General features: G+C 36.1%; 13 protein-coding genes. 9 read left to right on the top strand and 4 right to left on the bottom strand.

Annotated elements, in window-relative coordinates; genetic code table 11:
* Positions 1–98 precede the first annotated feature (98 nt).
* The 3 genes from G4D61_RS00965 to G4D61_RS00955 all read left to right on the top strand — a co-directional run bounded on the left by G4D61_RS00965 (position 99) and on the right by G4D61_RS00955 (position 1989).
* Positions 99–689, top strand: a complete 591-nt coding sequence (locus tag G4D61_RS00965) for a TetR/AcrR family transcriptional regulator (protein WP_025727379.1) — start codon at positions 99–101, stop codon at positions 687–689.
* A gap of 128 nt (positions 690–817) precedes the next feature.
* Positions 818–1054: a hypothetical protein gene (locus tag G4D61_RS00960; protein WP_025727380.1), complete on the top strand. Its 237-nt coding sequence runs from the start codon at positions 818–820 to the stop codon at positions 1052–1054.
* A 314-nt stretch (positions 1055–1368) separates the two neighbouring features.
* Positions 1369–1989, top strand: coding sequence for a DUF421 domain-containing protein (locus tag G4D61_RS00955; RefSeq protein ID WP_025727381.1), 621 nt, complete (start codon positions 1369–1371; stop codon positions 1987–1989).
* 260 nt (positions 1990–2249) lie between these two features.
* On the opposite strand, the gene G4D61_RS00950 is transcribed toward G4D61_RS00955, so the two are convergent.
* Both G4D61_RS00950 and guaC read right to left on the bottom strand, forming a co-directional pair.
* On the bottom strand, positions 2250–3443 hold the full coding sequence (locus G4D61_RS00950) for a macrolide family glycosyltransferase (RefSeq protein WP_025727382.1): 1194 nt from the start codon (positions 3441–3443) through the stop codon (positions 2250–2252).
* A gap of 338 nt (positions 3444–3781) precedes the next feature.
* Complete coding sequence (gene guaC, locus G4D61_RS00945) at positions 3782–4765, bottom strand: GMP reductase (RefSeq protein WP_035348315.1); 984 nt, start codon at positions 4763–4765, stop codon at positions 3782–3784.
* 267 nt (positions 4766–5032) lie between these two features.
* On the opposite strand from guaC, the gene G4D61_RS00940 reads away from it, so the two are divergent.
* The 4 genes from G4D61_RS00940 (at position 5033) to G4D61_RS00925 (ending at position 10555) form a co-directional block, all read left to right on the top strand.
* On the top strand, positions 5033–7069 hold the full coding sequence (locus tag G4D61_RS00940; RefSeq protein WP_035355639.1) for a methyl-accepting chemotaxis protein: 2037 nt from the start codon (positions 5033–5035) through the stop codon (positions 7067–7069).
* A 746-nt stretch (positions 7070–7815) separates the two neighbouring features.
* A complete protein-coding gene (locus G4D61_RS00935; protein WP_035355632.1) occupies positions 7816–9261 on the top strand; it encodes a sensor histidine kinase in 1446 nt (481 codons plus the stop codon).
* 15 nt (positions 9262–9276) lie between these two features.
* Positions 9277–9963, top strand: a complete 687-nt coding sequence (locus tag G4D61_RS00930) for a response regulator transcription factor (protein ID WP_025727387.1) — start codon at positions 9277–9279, stop codon at positions 9961–9963.
* A gap of 226 nt (positions 9964–10189) precedes the next feature.
* A complete protein-coding gene (locus G4D61_RS00925; protein ID WP_051476246.1) occupies positions 10190–10555 on the top strand; it encodes a DUF5362 family protein in 366 nt (121 codons plus the stop codon).
* Positions 10556–10840: 285 nt separating this feature from the next.
* Here G4D61_RS00925 and G4D61_RS00920 read toward each other — a convergent pair whose 3' ends face one another.
* Entirely contained in the window at positions 10841–11809 is a 969-nt protein-coding gene (locus tag G4D61_RS00920) for a quinone oxidoreductase family protein (protein ID WP_035355629.1), read from the bottom strand.
* A 302-nt stretch (positions 11810–12111) separates the two neighbouring features.
* On the opposite strand from G4D61_RS00920, the gene G4D61_RS00915 reads away from it, so the two are divergent.
* Positions 12112–12717 carry a TetR family transcriptional regulator gene (locus G4D61_RS00915; RefSeq protein ID WP_025727389.1) on the top strand — a complete coding sequence of 202 codons (606 nt, stop codon included), beginning with the start codon at positions 12112–12114 and terminating at the stop codon, positions 12715–12717.
* Positions 12718–12822: 105 nt separating this feature from the next.
* Here G4D61_RS00915 and G4D61_RS00910 read toward each other — a convergent pair whose 3' ends face one another.
* Positions 12823–14355 (bottom strand): MDR family MFS transporter, encoded by a 1533-nt coding sequence (locus tag G4D61_RS00910; protein WP_025727390.1) that lies wholly within the window; start codon positions 14353–14355, stop codon positions 12823–12825.
* A 304-nt stretch (positions 14356–14659) separates the two neighbouring features.
* On the opposite strand from G4D61_RS00910, the gene G4D61_RS00905 reads away from it, so the two are divergent.
* The gene (locus G4D61_RS00905; protein WP_163173007.1) at positions 14660–16708 is read left to right on the top strand and encodes a molybdopterin-dependent oxidoreductase; all 2049 of its coding nucleotides are present in this window, start codon (positions 14660–14662) and stop codon (positions 16706–16708) included.
* The last annotated feature ends 173 nt before the right edge of the window (positions 16709–16881 follow it).

Genomic DNA, 16881 nt, shown 5'->3' with positions numbered 1-16881 from the left:
TATATTACTTTTTGGTGATACTAGAGTCAATACAATTATGAAATATTTTTATGTTATAATTTCATTATTAGTAATTATTGATATGTAGGGTGAAGACTATGAACGGATTTGAAAAAAGAGCTGCTTTAATTAAAGAGAAGATTTTAAGAACGACGTTAGAAATGTTAAAGACATGGGAACCAAGTAAAATTCGGGTGGCTGATATTGCTAAAGCTGCCCATGTGTCCCAAGTAACCATTTACAATTATTTTGGAAGCAAGGAGGCATTATTACACGAAGTCATCAAAGATTATATTGATACATCCATGAAAGAATTTGAGGAATATATGCAGTCAAATATGTCAGTAAAAGAAAAAATTGAGCGGATTATTTTCCATGACAAGGAGGCTTTTAATACTTTCTCGCCGCATATGATTAACCAATTGCTTATTGAGGACGATGAAATGGCCGAATATTTACAAAGGGTGACCAACGAGAAAGCAATTCCCTTAATACTCCAAATGCTGGAGGATGGTAAAAAAAGCGGGGAGATTTCTAATAAAGTTTCTTCACAGGCTTTATTAATGTTTATAAATTTTACCTTGCAACATTATGGGGAATTAATGAAGATGGTTGAACAAAGCGGAAATACAGATTTAATTGATAGTGCCCTTCACATTCTCTTTTATGGTATTTGCGGAAAACCTTAATTAAGGGGACTTCTGTTTATAGAAGATGTTAAAGGTGTCAGCCTCCTGGGACCATTGACGATAGGTCGTTACTACCATATTATGTAAATGATGCTCTTTAAGTGTTAATAGATAACGGGGGAAGAAAAATGATAGAATTCATTTCGTTAGTAATAGGGTTTATTATTGCCCTTTTATGTTCTGGTATTTTCGGAGGAAATATCATTACATTTATCGTTATTTGGGGAGTAGGGATGGCTGCATCCGCTATTTTACTTGTCATTCTAGGCGTAGTCATAGGAGTGCTCTTCAAATGTCTCATAATCATATTAATCATTGTATTATTAATCGTCCTTATTAAACGTCTATCTTCAGGGGGAAAATAAAGGCATACGAATGTAATATAGGATTTTATTAGGAGAAGAAGATGACTTGATGGTAAATGAGTCTTCTTCTCTTTTTCTATTTTCGAGAGTAATTAATGAAAATGAACAAACAGGATTGAAGAACCATTTAAATATGTTCCATTTGACCCTTATTTAAATAAAGTTTTAGAAGGATGATGAGAGGGCAGTTTATTTTGGAAGGGATTAAAGTTGATGTATAAATTTAAGGGATTTGGCATCTTTTGCATGATTTCATTAGAAAACGGGAAATTTATTATAAGTTGCTTGTTTTCAAGGAAAAAGGGGGCTGATGAATGTTGTTAAAAGACTTTTTAGCCCAGTTACCTGTGCTGCCCTATCCACTAAAAGTATTATTAATTTTAGCTTCAGGTATCGTTTTGCTACATTTAGCAGGTAAACGTTCGATTTCGCAAATGACTGTCCCAGAAGTAATATTTATGATTGCTATAGGAACAATTTTAATTCAACCATTAGGGTTTAAAAGTGAATGGGGGGCAGTATATGGAGGAGTATTGCTGACAATTGGTTTAGTATTATTAGCCAAAATTCAAATTTGGTTTCCGATTGTAAGAAAATTTATATTCGGGCTTCCTTCCGTAGTTATAAAGGATGGGAGAATTATTATGAAGGAATTAAAAAAGGCGCGAATGACAACAGATGATATTGAAATGAGACTCCGAATGGAAAAGGTCGCAAGTGTTGAAGATGTTCAACTAGGAATACTTGAACCAAGCGGGCGATTAACCTTAGCACTTAAGCCGGAAAAAGCTCCTGCTACAAAAGAAGATATTCAAAAGCTATTAGAGATACTGACTGATGATGACCAGCCTCAACTAGCGGGAAACGAAAAGATCTCTCCTTTATTTAAAAATGCGTATCAAGAAGCTAAAACAAAAAGGTATCAACAACATTAGGTAATCGTTGCAGTTGAATGTTGAAATCAGGAATATTAATATTGATCTTTTGGTGAAAGGCTGTATAGCTGGTGGATAGAGAATTGCCACTGTTTTTAGAAGTATTTAAGGAAATAATATCATTATTTTTTAAGGGACTGCCCTCTTAATAGAGACAGCGCCCTTTTTGTTCTGTAGTACATTGGTCCGAGGAACACTAGAGTTACATCAGTGCACATGCATAGGGGATGCCACCATCTACACGTTAAAGCATGATGAATCTAAAGCCCAATATAAGTCTTCTTGAAAGAAAAAATCTCATCCGCTCCTTGAAGGCAGCCGCCTGTATTACGTAAAGATGCCCCTATCTTTAAGGCATTTACCCGATAAATTTTATCTGATAATACTGATTCTGCTGCCTTGCGTAAGGTTAAAGGATTTAAATCAGTTTTATTTAACATGACGCCAGCTCCTAACTGTTGTACTCGTCTCGCAACTAAAGGTTGATCTGCAGTTACGGGATTCATGACGAGAGGAACATTATAAAATAATGCTTCGCTAGTGCTGTTCATACCGCAGTGCGTGATAAAAATATCAGCAGTCTGTAAAACATCTAGTTGAGGGACATAGTTTCGAATGATGAAATTAGAAGGAGCTTGTTTAAAATCTTCAACATTGCTCTTTTTTCCGATGGACATAACAACCATTGCGTCGATATCTTTAAATGCCTCGAGACAATGAGCGTAAAATGTAGGCTGTTCGTTGACAACTGTGCCCATGGAAATAAAAATGACGTGCTTCCCTTTTAGAGCGTCAATTGGAAAATTGTTTTTATCCTTACGTTTAGCAATAGATGGACCAATAAATTTAAAAGATTCATCAAAATCATTAGATTCCGGTTGGAAATACATTGATGTACATACGAGCGTAATATCACCAGTATTAAACATAATTGATTCTGGAAATGAAAAGTGGTACTCGTTTGTAATATAATCACGCAATGCTCTTCGTTTCTCAATGAGAGAGGGTTCAAATTCAATTTTACTGCGATTGGACTGAATGGCCTTCATTATATTTTTACTAAAAGCAAAGGTAGTGCAAAATGAAACGCTTGGCAGCTCCAACACCTGTGCAATGATTTTCCCAAGTACAAACTGAGTATCAAAAATAATATAGTCGATATGCGCTTCTTTTATTTCATTCAGTAATGAAGGGAGTCTTTTTATAGTATATTGGAGTATTCGAATTTCTCTTTTTAAAGGATTGCTTCTCGATTTTATCCCTTTTTCATCTTGCTTTGGCTTAACAGAGCTAAAAGGTCGAAATATAGCTCCTGACTTTATAATTCTCTCTTTGTGTTCATTTTCGCCATAATATATGACTTCTTCTCCGCGCTTAACGAGTTCCTGTATAAGTCCTAATGATGGATTAACGTGGCCTTCTCCTGGTAAGCCCAAATATAGTACGCGAGACATTCTTATACCCCCTTTCTATGAAGCTACAGTAAAAAAACATCAACATACATCTTCACTTAGTTTCTTTCACTATACATTATCGATCCTATATTTTGAAAGTAAAAAAAGTTAAAAAAATAGAATTTGAGGGAGGAAGCATAGAGTAAGAACCGGCTTTGCAACAATAGATAGGAGACTTACTCCTTCGGGATTAGTGGAAAAGATGAGACTCAGTATTCGCCCACAGAAAGCGGCATCCGCAAGCGGAAATCAACTACACTTTTCTGATGGAAAAACAATGAAGTTAACGAAAAAATGGTATATCGTCAATATAGATTGACGATATACCATTTCATTTTTTAATAGATTCTGTCACCGTTGAAAATTGAATTTTTAACGATTACATAATCTACAGTTCGGATTGCATCTAATTTATTTCCTCCAGCATAAGAAATAGAGGACTGCAGATCTTGTTCCATCTCTTTTAATGTATCTTCCAAGGAACCTCTGTACTCGACATACATTTTTTTGCCTTCAACGTTTTTCTTTTCGCCTTTTTGAAATTCAGAGGCTGAACCAAAATACTCTTTATATCGTTTCCCATCTTTTTCAATTGTTTTTCCTGGAGATTCTTCATGTCCTGCGAATAATGAGCCAATCATCACCATTGACGCACCGAATCGAACAGATTTGGCGATATCACCATGTGTGCGAATACCCCCGTCAGCAATAATTGGTTTGCTTGCTGCTTTTGCACACCAACGCAAAGCTGCAAGTTGCCAACCGCCAGTACCAAATCCCGTTTTAATTTTTGTAATGCATACTTTTCCTGGACCGATGCCCACTTTCGTTGCATCTGCACCAGCATTTTCTAACTCTCTCACAGCTTCTGGAGTTCCGACATTGCCTGCAATGACAAAACTTTCAGGCAAGTGCTTTTTAATATGCTGAATCATATTTATGACTGCATTCGAGTGGCCATGAGCAATATCTATTGTAATATATTCGGGTGAAAGGTGTTCTTCAGATAGTTGTTGAATAAATTGATATTCTTCTTCTTTAACGCCGACGCTAATAGAAGCGAATAGACCGCGTGATTGCATATCTTTAATAAAAGACAGGCGCTTTTCTGGTTCAAAGCGGTGCATGATATAGAAATAACCATTTTCCGCCAAGTAAAGCGCGATTTTTTCATCAATAATTGTTTGCATATTTGCAGGTACTACCGGTAATTTAAATGTACGTCCACCAAAGACTACAGTTGTATCACATTCAGAACGGCTATTAACAATGCATTTTGCCGGAATTAATTGAATATCTTCGTAATCAAATACGTTTTCCATGATTTACACCCCTAAAAACGAATATTAAACTAAAATTATATAAAAACGTTCGTCCATTTGCTAATGTATATCATTTTTATCATTATGTCAAAGTTTTTTAATATTTATGTACAAAAGATTGAGGCGAACATGTAAACTTCGTCTAATGCCCATAAAATCTATTAGCGAAGCAATGAAAGTGGTGATAGAATATTGTGGTAATCATACATAGAGACTTCTGTTTATTGGAGGAAATAACAAATACACAGAGAAAAGGGGTAGGAACACATGTCCATTAGAAGGAAACTCCCGATGTTTATCGGAGGTCTAGTCACAGCTTCTCTTATTGTATCGGGGGCTATTAATTATTATACTAGTTCAAATGAACTGGTAACGGAGTCAAAACAAACGTTGAATACAAATGCTGAACGGACAGCGAATGTCATTGGTTCTCTTGAGCAAGGAGAAGTGCAAATGACTAAAACGATGGCGAACAATGATACTGTCAAAGATTTAGTGAATATGAGCAATAAAGCAAACATTAAAAATGATCATACTGCGGCTAGTCAAAGAAAACTGCTATCAGAAGTTGAAAAGTTTTTAAAGGAAAGCTATGAAGATACAACAGATCATGATCATTTTTATGTCATGGATAAGAATGGTAATGATATTGCCGATAGTATACCTGCCTATGAAAAGAAAAATGCTAAAGATAGAGATTATTTTCAAGGGGCAATTAATGGGAAAGTAACCGTTGGAAAAATGGATATTTCCAAAGCAACTGGAAAACCAATTATTGTGATTGGAATCCCAATCAAGAATGATGCGGGAGAGATTATAGGGGTTTTAGCGGACTCTATCAAGCCTGAATTTTTCACTAGCAATCTTAATAATATAAAAGTAGGAAAGACAGGGACTGTTACACTTCGCGATAAAGATGGGCTTATTATATCCTCTAAAGATAAGGCTAAAATTAATACGATTGAGAAAAGGACTGACTTGAATAATCTTACGAAAAAGGTTCAAATTGATGATCAAGAAGTCAATGTTTTACAGAGGGATCTTGGAACAGGAGATAACAAATCTTTAATCAGTATGGCGAATGTCCCAGGAACTGATTGGATAGTAGGGATGGAAGATAGTTATGCAGATATTAAATCCCCGGTTAAAAAGATGATGATGCAAACAATTTGGGTCATTCTTATCAGCATCATAATCTCAGCTATGTTGGGATTATATCTTTCAAGAATGGTAACCATTCCTCTCTCACGTCTAATGAATAGAATGAAGGAAATATCCGAAGGTAATTTGAACGTTTCGATGAACGAGCCATATAAAGATGAATTTAAAAAATTAGCAGACAGCTTTAATAAAATGGTTGATAAAACTAGAAAAATCATTGTACATATGAATGAATCAATCCATGTACTTGAGACAGGCAGCAGTGAACTGAATCGTACAGCAAAAACAACTGCTGCAGCAATTGATGAGACGACAAGCACCACTCAAGAGATATCTTTAGCAATTGAATCGCAAGCACGGGATACAGACGAAGTAGCGAATCAAATTACAAATCTAGGTGTCGAAATTGATGAAGCAAATAAAACAGTTGAAATGGTAAAAAAACATGCTTTAGAAATGTCCAATTTAGTTGAGTCCAAAAAACAAGTAATCCAAAATTTAATCCAAATAAATAAACAGAACGAAATTGAAGTTGCTAAAGTGTCAGATTCAACGCAATTGTTAGAAGAGAGTTCTGCACGTATTGGAAATATAACGAAAGTAATTCATGGAATTGCGGAACAAACAAATTTATTAGCGTTAAATGCATCTATTGAGGCTGCTAGAGCAGGTGAGGCTGGACGGGGATTTTCTGTTGTTGCAGAAGAAATTCGTAAATTAGCCGAACAATCCTCGCATTCAGTTGAACAAATTCATGGCATTATTAGAGAAGCACAGCAATTTACGAAAAATAACTCTGAAAGTGTAAAAGCTATTCAATCTGTCACCAAGGAACAAAACGAATATATTGTGGAAACAAAAGAGGCGTTTATGCAAGTCATTGATCGAGTGTCAGATATCATTGCTTTCATTAGAAACATAGCTGAGGATATGAAGGAAATGAATATGAGTAAAGATAAAGTCACCTCTTTCGTACATAATGTTTCAGCATCTGGGGAGGAAGTATCTGCTTCTATAGAAGAGGTCGCAGCTACTTCACAGGAACAGTCATCAATGGTTCAGCAATTAGTAGAAATGGTTGAAAAAATATCTAACCTTGCAGATGAATTGGAACAAACGGCTTCTATTTTTAAAGTAGAATAACTTTTAAGATTTGCTTTATTAGCAAAAGAGGTTGGGGCAAAGCTCAAAAGTGATTAGCTAAAGACGAATATTGAATAAATCAGGAGGCTCACCGGTTGTCCGCGGAAAGCAAAGTATATTTCCAGAGCGGGATTGGAGCGCAATATTCGGGTTTTCTTTAGTTAATATACTTTTGTCCCATCCTTTTTTCATTGAATTCTATTTTTCCCAGCATATTTTTTCTCCAGAGATTCTCTTTCTATGGCAGGTCAGGGCCATATGATCACTTATTAGAGTTTTCCCTTTTGAGGTTCCTATACTTTAAGCAACAAGTAAATAACGGTATTGCTACTTAAGAAATATTTAATAATTTGTTTATGTGGGCTTAAGCAGTTAAGGATATTCTGTAAAGGCAATATAGAAAAATAAACTTTTAGGAGTGATACTGTTGCATCATATAGGATGTTTTCCTTGGTTTGGTTTTCCATTCTTTTTATTCTTCATTGCGGTATTGATCATTACCATGATTATGCGGCGTCGAAATCGGTTTTGCTATAGAGAGTCTTTTAGTACTCTGGAGCTATTAGAAAAAAGATATATAAATGGCGAAATTGATGAAGTAGAATTTAAAAAAATCAGAGAGAATTTAAAAAGATAAAAGATATTGAGCACCGCCAATTGTATTGTGCGGTGTTTCTGTATGATGCAGCCTTTATTCTGATAGAATATATCTGTTTAAATAAAGTGCATCGAAAGTTGGTGGAAATATGTCTATCCGGAAAAGATTAGTTTTATCAAATATAGCGATGGTGTTAATTCCTGTTCTTCTCTTTATTGCAGCGGTTCTGTTGCTAGTATCTATTTTCTTTGGGGATATTAAGAGATTTATGAACTTCGGTGCTGCTAAAAATTTAGATACTACCATCATAAATCAAGAGTTTACTTCAATAAAAAAAGTTGCCTCACTATCTCCTGAACAATTAGAGCATCAGAATTATCTTGCAGCAATTGATCAGAAGTTGAGAAAGCATCATGCATCGATCATCATAAGAAAAGACCATAAAATTATTTTTAAATCATCAATGGTAAAACAACTATCTATTTCTACCTTGCCTTCATTTGGCGAAGATGATAGATGGCAGCCTGTTCAGTGGGTAGGCAGTCACCATTATATTATTCAGTCATATGATTTTTATTTTTCTAATGGGAAAAAGGGGACAGTCTTTATTGCCCGTGATGCAGGGACATTTATTCATGCTGGAAGGGCCTTATTTTTGACTTTGTTCGGAGTTTTGCTCCTTATTCTTATTTCTACAAATGGGCTATTAACATATTTTGTGTCAAGAACTATTATTAAGCCTGTAAATAAACTAATTCAAGTTGCTCAGAAAATAGGTGAAGGTGATCTCGATTTTCAAATTGGCATTAAGCAGAAGGATGAGCTTGGTAAACTAGCGCAAACATTTGATCATATGCGCCAAAAATTAAAGGAATCAATTAATGTCCAATTACAATATGAAGAAAACAGAAAAGAATTAATTGCGAATATCTCCCATGATTTAAAGACGCCTATTACTTCCATTAAAGGATATGTGGAAGGTATACGTGACGGCGTTGCAAACACACCTGTAAAAATGGAGCGATATTTAAATACAATTTATACAAAATCTGTAGATATGGATAAGTTAATCGATGAGTTAGCATTATACTCTAAACTAGATATGAACCGATTACCGTATCATTTTGAAGAGGTAAATATACAGTCCTTTCTTTTAGAATTAATCGATGAGCTTACATTTGATCTTGAAAACGAAAATGTCGCGTTATTCTTTCATACAAATATTTCAGAACCTTATAGGGTTTTAGCAGATAGAGAGAAAATAAAGCGGGCAGTTACAAATATTGTCAGCAATAGCTTGAAGTATATGGACAAAGACAAGAAATCGATTGAAATTAGTATAAAAGGACAAGCAGATGAGTCTGTCGTCGTGCAAATAAAGGATAACGGCCCAGGTATATCAGAAGAAGCACTTCCGTATATCTTTGAACGATTTTATCGAGCTGATCCATCTAGAAATACAGGAACTGGTGGAAGTGGACTTGGACTTGCGATTGTAAGACGGATTATTGAGGATCATGGAGGAAATATTTGGGTTGAAAGTAAGATAGGGAAAGGAACGAGTATCTTTTTTACACTAAAAACCTTCGTATAGGAAGGGGAAGCTACATTGAAAAATATTTTGATTATAGAAGATGAAATAAGTATTGCTGAACTTGAACGCGACTATTTAGAAATTAACGGATTTCATGTAGATATTGAGACTTCAGGAGAAATTGGTCTATATAAAGCACTTAAGCAAGATTATCATTTAATATTACTAGATATTATGCTGCCAGAAAAAAATGGCTTTGAAATATGCAAACACATTCGGGATGTTAAAGATATACCAATTCTATTAGTAACGGCAAAGAGGGAAGATATTGATAAAATCCGCGGATTAGGACTTGGTGCCGATGATTATATTGTAAAACCGTTTAGCCCTAGTGAACTTGTTGCAAGGGTAAAAGCGCATTTATCAAGGTATGAACGGTTAGTAGGAAATGAGAGGATAACTGCTGGTATTCGTGTGCGGGGATTAAAAATTGATAAAGCATCACGCCAAGTTTTTATGAATGAAAAAGAAATTGTGCTTACAAATAAAGAATTTGACTTGCTGCTCTTTTTAGTGACCCATCCTAACCATGTATTTAGTAAAGATCATTTATTTGAAAGAATATGGGGTCTTGAAGCAATGGGGGATGTCACAACAGTAACAGTCCATGTTCGAAAAATACGTGAAAAAATAGAGATTGATCCCTCAAATCCGCAATATATCGAAACTGTTTGGGGAGCAGGATATCGTTTTAAAGCATAAAAACGAGGGACACCCGTTTAAATATAAAATGCCACGATGAACGAAAATGAATCGTTTTTTGTGGTTTTTTTAATTCTTTTCAACCAAAAAGATTGATGAATGCTTGGAAATAGGAATGGTTAAAAAGTATCAATTTCTGTCTTCATTATTTTATAGTCATTTATTTAAGCAATGGGAGATAAAATGGAAAGGGATCATTTTTTATCATAAAAAGGGAGATGATAAGATGGATTCAAATGAAAAGTTAAAGGTGGCATTTGCAAGTATTGGGTCTTGGGGGAAATTTACAAGTATTGTCACCATCATAATGGGAGCAGTCAGTGCGGTATTTGGACTATTTGCTTTTGTTGTCGGTGCAATTCCGGGTATTATTGAAATTTTTCTTGGTGTATTCCTTCTACGTTCGGCAAATGGTGCAGCACGAGCAAAAGAAGCGCTTGATCCTGATGCTTGCAATGATGCTATTAGCTATTACGCAAAGTATGTAAAATTGCAGGCGATTTTACTTATCATTGCGATCGTCTTAATTGTCATTAGCGCCATTTTTGCTATTGTTGGTGTCTGGTCTTTTAGTCAATTAGGAGGAATTTAAAGCGTTTAAATGGTTAGGTTTGATATTATATCTTTCCATTCATTTGTAAAAACATAAGATGTTTGTTAGCTACACTTTAAATTCGGTCCTCCGCTCACAATGTTGCCGCTGAGGACCGTTTTTTGATGTTAAGGATTCTTCAGTATGAATATGTTTCATTTTAGCTATTTCATGTGAAAAAACCTACAAAGTACATTTCAATGTTAATTGAATCATGTATTCTAGTTACTAAATTGAATTCTCGAAAATACAAGGCTATTCAATAATGTGAAATGAAACATTTATTTACGGGATCACTACGATTCTTTTTCCTTGAAAATCTGACCGTTGCCAGACACTTTCAATATCCTTAAGTGGAACCTTCTCAATGTCCATCTTTAACTTATTTGCTTTAACCCATTCCCAAACTTGATTTGTCCCCTCCGTAATAGCGTCAGGAGTTAAACGAGCAGATCCTCCCAAAATTTCAAGTCCGGAAGTTCGTAATGCGTCAGCAGAAAGTGCGATCGCTGATCCTGCCTTTTCGCCAATTTGGACAAGCCGCACTCTTTTTCCTGTGAATCCAAGTTCTTTAGGTGTTAAGGCTTTAATAAGCACTTCTGTTGGATATCCCCATAGAAAATCAAGAATAATATCATACCCATTTCCTGCTGCCTTTTTAAACGCATCGGCAAGTTGTTCTTCGGGTTGTGTGAGGTCAATTATGGCATCGGCTCCAAGTTCCATGATTTGTTTCAATGATTCTGGATTACGCCCTGTCCCAACAACACGGCCGGCTCCAAGAAGTTTAGCTATTTGTACGGCAAGTTTTCCAGATACTCCTGTTGCTCCATTGATGAGGACCGTTTCCCCATTTTGAAGATTTGCCCCCCATTTAAGAGGAAAGAGAGACGTTAATGCTGAAGATGGAAGTGCTGCTGCTATTACAGCATCAATGCCATCAGGAACCGGGACAGTATACATGTTAGGAACAACTGTTTTCTCCGCCATTGCCCCATATGGAGCTTTCGTTCCTCCAAAGCCAACAAGTCTGCCATCGGGAAGTTGACCTATCCCATCAAAACCGACAATTGCTGGAAATTCAGAAAGGAACTGATTACTGGCAAAATGCTTGCCTTCTGTCATCATTTTATCAATATTCTCTAAAGCAACAGCTTTTACTTGGATAAGCACTTCATCTTGATTCGGAACTGGATCAGGGAAATCCTCATATTTTGGAATATCACCAAATTTATATAATACAGCAGCTTTCATATAAATCCTCCTTTAAATATAATGATGTTTAATTGAATTCCTTAAAAATAGGTAACGGGCTAATATTGCAAAAGAGGCAACACCATTCAAGAAAATGCTTGTTCCTACTGGTGAAGAGCAACTAGACCATTTGGTTTGTATCTCTTTCAGATTCCTTATTGAACACTGTTCAATTGAACGGTGTTCAGTATATAGTGTTTGTGTTAAATCGTCAAGTAGTACAAAATAGATTTATAAAAAGAATTACTAATATACCGTGTTAAAAAAAGAACTAAGGATTTGAGCTGTGGAGGAGTATTGCAATGGCATTGAAAAAAGACCAAATTATAGATGAAGCCCTGCAACTGCTTAAAGAGGATGGTCTGGAGGGGGTCACGCTTAGAAAATTAGCAAAAAGATTAGCCGTCCAACCTTCAGCACTATATTGGCATTTTAAAAATAAAGAAATATTAATAAATGAAATGGCTGAATCAATATTACAGAAGGAGTTCCCAAATATAGAAGAACAAGAAAAGGGAGAGACATGGCAAGAACGGCTTTTGGACATTTTCCGTCGACTGCGCAAAGCGCTATTGTCGTATACAGATGCAGGTCGAATTGTCGCGAGTTCTCAAGCTTCATCCATGATGGCCCGCATAACAGAGATGGGAATTAAGATTCTTATCAATGAAGGGATAAGTCTTCATAAATCACGCTTAATTGTATTGACTGCTACTAAATACACATTTGGGTATGTGATTGAGGAGCAAATTGCGCCCTCACCAGAATCATTTCAACATTTTGATTTGGAAGCATTCAAAATGGAACATCCTTTAATGGTGAAAGGGATAGAAGAATATTTTGCTTCAGGAAGAACGGTTGATGACAATTTTAATGATGGTTTGAAAATTATTCTTGGCTTTGAATGATGAGTGCAATGTATAGGTAGAGATGGGACAAAACATCTTAAAGAGTAAATATAAAAAAGCCGTCTTATAAGGTTTTCCCTTATGAGACAGCTTTTTTGCGGTATTTTATGCTTCTTCTTTTGCTTTAGATGACAAGACTTCTTTTTTCAAGAACCAACACAGTATAAAGACAATAACGGTTAGGATGCACGCATAAAGATAAATATGCTGGAATGATTCTATATAAAGTGTTTTTATTTTTATCAGCAATGCATGAGGGAGATCTTGAGGGATTCCTCCGGCTGCTAAACTATTCATATTCTCTGACATGCTTTTTGGCAATTGGCTGCCTAGTCCTGACAATTTCGAAGTGAGTGTTGATGATAAGAGCGTACCAAATATACTTACTCCTATCGTTGCCCCAATTGATTGGAACAATGGAACAGTAGAAAGAGCAACACCCTTATGTTCCTTTTTCACAGATTCCTGTACGATTAAATTATCGCCACCAAACAATACGCCTAAACCAAGACCTGAAATTAAAAAGAAAATAATAATTTGTATGATTGTAGTATGAATATTAATATGGGCAAACAAATAAAATCCAATCATTGGCATGATAAAGGCAACGGCAAATAATTCACGATAACGAACCTTTGTTATTAAAAATCCGCAAATTGTAGCCGAAGCGATAGCGCCCACCATCATTGGTAAAGTTAAATAACCAGCTTCTGTCGGGGTAAGCCCTAAAACATTTTGCGCAAAATATGGGAATGATGAGAAGGAGCCCATAAGTCCGATTCCAACTGTAAATACAATCATGGACAATACAACAATATTACGGTTTTTAAATAAATGTAGTGGAATAATCGGTTCAGCTACTTTAGACTCAACCCAAATGAATACACCAATTAAGACGACTCCTAAACATAATAATGCAATAATTAAAGGGGAACTCCATTTATACCCTTCATTATCGATTAAAACAGGTGTAATTAATAGTGAAATAATGGCACTCATTAATAAAATGGCTCCCGCCCAATCAATGGCTACTTTCTTTCTTTCAACCGTTTCACGTAATCCGCTAGCTAAAAGGGCAGCAGCTAATACTCCAACAGGGATATTGATAAAGAATATCCAATGCCAGCTTACTTGATCAACAAAAAAACCGCCCATTAATGGCCCTAGTAACATTGGAATGAACATAACTGGCCCCATTAAGCTTTGTACTTTTGCACGCTGTTCTACTGGGAAAATATCGCTTGAAATGGTCATTGCTAACGGCATTAGACCTCCGGCACCTAGACCTTGAATTCCCCTTCCAATTAAAAGAAATGTCATTGAATGGGAAAGTCCGCATACAATCGATCCACAAATAAAGAAAGCCATCGCTATTAAATAGATTTTTTTCCTTCCAAATAAATCGGCCAATTTACCTAAAATCGGCATAAAAGAAGATAAAGCTAGCATGTATACACCAGCTACCCAACCATACAGCGATAAACCACCAAGATCGCGAATAATGGTAGGCATTGCTGTATTGACAACTGTTTCATCTAGCTCGGAAAAAATTAATCCTAACATTAACCCGACCATTACAAGAATTTTATTACTTTTATTTATTGCAAGCTGTTCTCCAGACTTTATTGTACTTTCCATCTTATCTTCCTTTCTTTCGTTTATGCTTGTAGTATACAAATTATTTATGAACTGAATATGAACTTTGCATAGCCAGTAAAAAATTATTTAATTTCTATTAAAGTAAAAAAGTGACAGCAAAATCCATTATATAATAATGGGCTTTAAAAGGAATTGTTGTCAAACAAATTTTTAGAATGTCTCTGTAATCTTGATTGGATTTATGTTTTATTTTACTATTTTAAATAGAGTAATAATAAGGAATTTTTCTCTTTCTGTATTGTGAATCTATTAGTCAAGTAATCTTTTTAAAAGGGGTTTTTATATGTCTTCATTTATTAATCAAAAGGATGGGATCTTTCCTTCGGTTTGTTCCCTTGATTGTCCAGATCAGTGTGGGCTACTAGTTCACAAGAAAGATGGAAGGATTATAAAAGTGACAGGTGATCCGAATCATCCGGTGACAAAAGGAAGTATTTGCAATAAAGTCCGGAACATTACAGAACGAATTTATGATCCGAAACGGCTTCAATATCCGTTAAAGCGAATAGGTGCGAAAGGGGAAGGCCGGTTTGAAAGAATAAGTTGGGATGAAGCGATTGAGACCATTACTTCGCGCTGGAAAAAGAATATTCGAAAGAACGGACCAGAAAGTATATTACCATATAGTTTTTATGGCAATATGGGACTTCTGAATGCAGAAGGAATGGATAGACGATTTTTCCATCGCCTTGGAGCGAGCATTCTTGATCGTACCATTTGTTCGACTGCGGGAGCGGAAGGATATAAATATACAATGGGGGGAAGTTTCGGTATTGATCCCGAAGACACGATTCATGCAAAACTGTTTGTTTTTTGGGGGATAAACGCAGTCAGTACAAATATGCACCAAGTGGCAATTGCCCAAAAAGCACGGAAAAAGGGGGCAAAAATTGTAGTCATCGATGTGCATAAAAATCAGACTGGACGTTGGGCTGACTGGTTTATTCCGATTTTGCCGGGTACAGATAGTGCATTAGCTTTAGGGATTATGCATGTTTTATTTGCTGAACATTTGGTCGATAGGGAATTTCTTCAAGAATACACGGTTGGTTATGAGGAATTGCAGAAACATGTTCTACAGTATGATCCTAATACCGTTTCCGCTATTACAGGTGTTCCTGTTGATGATATTGTTCAACTAGCCCGTATGTATGGCCAAACTTCTCCTTCTTTTATTCGGATTGGAAATGGATTACAACACCACGACAACGGGGGAATGAATGTTAGGACAATTGCCTGTTTGCCGGCTTTAACCGGTCAGTGGGTTGTGAAAGGCGGGGGCGCAATAAAGGGTAACTCAGGGTACCTTGCTCATAATACAGCAGCTTTACAATGCCCCGAGTTACTCGAAAATAAAACAACGCGTGTGATTAATATGAATCGTATTGGGCAAGCTCTTACCGAATTGACTCCGCCAATCTATTCTTTATATGTTTACAATAGCAATCCGGTTGTTGTCGCCCCTGAAACAAATAAAGTGATCAAAGGGCTTAGTCGTGATGATTTATTTGTTGTCGTCCATGATTTGTTTCTTACAGAAACTGCAACATATGCAGACATTGTTTTGCCTGCTACATCATCGTATGAAAATACAGATTTTTATACATCTTATTGGCATCACTATATTCAAATTCAGCAGCCCGTTATTGAGCGTTATGGAGAGGCAAAATCTAACACTGAAGTATTCCGATTGTTGGCGAAAGCAATGGGGTTTACTGAAGCTTGCTTTGAAGATTCAGATGAAGAGATGATCCGTCAGGCACTTCATTACGAAGAGAATGAACATATAGATGGTATTGATTTTGAATCATTAAGTACTTCCCAATATTTGAAGGCAAAGGATACTACTTTATTCCCTGGGAGACTGCCGACACCTAGTGGAAAAATTGAACTTTATTCTCAATCGATGGAGAAGGACGGTTATCCGCCTCTGCCAACCTATATTCCTAATGTAGAAGAAAGCAAATTTGATTACTTGTTTGTACCTGGACCAACGCATAACTTTTTGAATTCAACATTCTCGCTTAGTAAAAAACATATTGCACTTGAGAAGGAACTACGGTTACATATGAATGTTGCAGATGCAGCTGCTCAAGGCATTCAAGATGGGGACAGAGTAAAGGTGTGGAATAACCGCGGACAATGTGAACTGGTTGCTTCCATTGGAGAAAATGTACTACAAGGTGTAGTTGTTACACAAGGGCTTTGGTCTGATCGCCCGGACATGAATCAGCTCGTTAATGCGCTAACCCCTGACCGTATTTCAGATATAGGAGGAGGGGCAACCTTTTTCTCTGGACGTGTTAATGTAACAAGAATAGATGAAAGCTAAATGATTGTTACTGTCGGAAAAATGTCTTCAGTAATTCCCTATGATATTTAAAAGAGACCTTGATAGGTCTCTTTTTCTATACGTATTTAGGTTATAACTTCCAGGTAGCGATCGAGCGTCTGCATTTTTTATATCTATTAGAAATTGACTTTTCATTAGGAAGTTAGAGACAG

Source organism: Heyndrickxia ginsengihumi, assembly GCF_011008565.1.
Classification (GTDB): domain Bacteria; phylum Bacillota; class Bacilli; order Bacillales; family Bacillaceae_C; genus Weizmannia; species Weizmannia ginsengihumi.
This window is presented reverse-complemented; position numbering and strand designations above follow the sequence as displayed.

Excerpts from the sequence above, each read along its gene's own strand:
- G4D61_RS00965 (WP_025727379.1), top strand. The coding sequence starts at position 99 with ATGAACGGATTTGAAAAAAGAGCTGCTTTAATTAAAGAGAAGATTTTA.
- G4D61_RS00960 (WP_025727380.1), top strand. The coding sequence starts at position 818 with ATGATAGAATTCATTTCGTTAGTAATAGGGTTTATTATTGCCCTTTTA.
- G4D61_RS00955 (WP_025727381.1), top strand. The coding sequence starts at position 1,369 with ATGTTGTTAAAAGACTTTTTAGCCCAGTTACCTGTGCTGCCCTATCCA.
- G4D61_RS00950 (WP_025727382.1), bottom strand. The coding sequence starts at position 3,443 with ATGTCTCGCGTACTATATTTGGGCTTACCAGGAGAAGGCCACGTTAAT.
- guaC (WP_035348315.1), bottom strand. The coding sequence starts at position 4,765 with ATGGAAAACGTATTTGATTACGAAGATATTCAATTAATTCCGGCAAAA.
- G4D61_RS00940 (WP_035355639.1), top strand. The coding sequence starts at position 5,033 with ATGTCCATTAGAAGGAAACTCCCGATGTTTATCGGAGGTCTAGTCACA.
- G4D61_RS00935 (WP_035355632.1), top strand. The coding sequence starts at position 7,816 with ATGTCTATCCGGAAAAGATTAGTTTTATCAAATATAGCGATGGTGTTA.
- G4D61_RS00925 (WP_051476246.1), top strand. The coding sequence starts at position 10,190 with ATGGATTCAAATGAAAAGTTAAAGGTGGCATTTGCAAGTATTGGGTCT.
- G4D61_RS00920 (WP_035355629.1), bottom strand. The coding sequence starts at position 11,809 with ATGAAAGCTGCTGTATTATATAAATTTGGTGATATTCCAAAATATGAG.
- G4D61_RS00915 (WP_025727389.1), top strand. The coding sequence starts at position 12,112 with ATGGCATTGAAAAAAGACCAAATTATAGATGAAGCCCTGCAACTGCTT.
- G4D61_RS00910 (WP_025727390.1), bottom strand. The coding sequence starts at position 14,355 with ATGGAAAGTACAATAAAGTCTGGAGAACAGCTTGCAATAAATAAAAGT.
- G4D61_RS00905 (WP_163173007.1), top strand. The coding sequence starts at position 14,660 with ATGTCTTCATTTATTAATCAAAAGGATGGGATCTTTCCTTCGGTTTGT.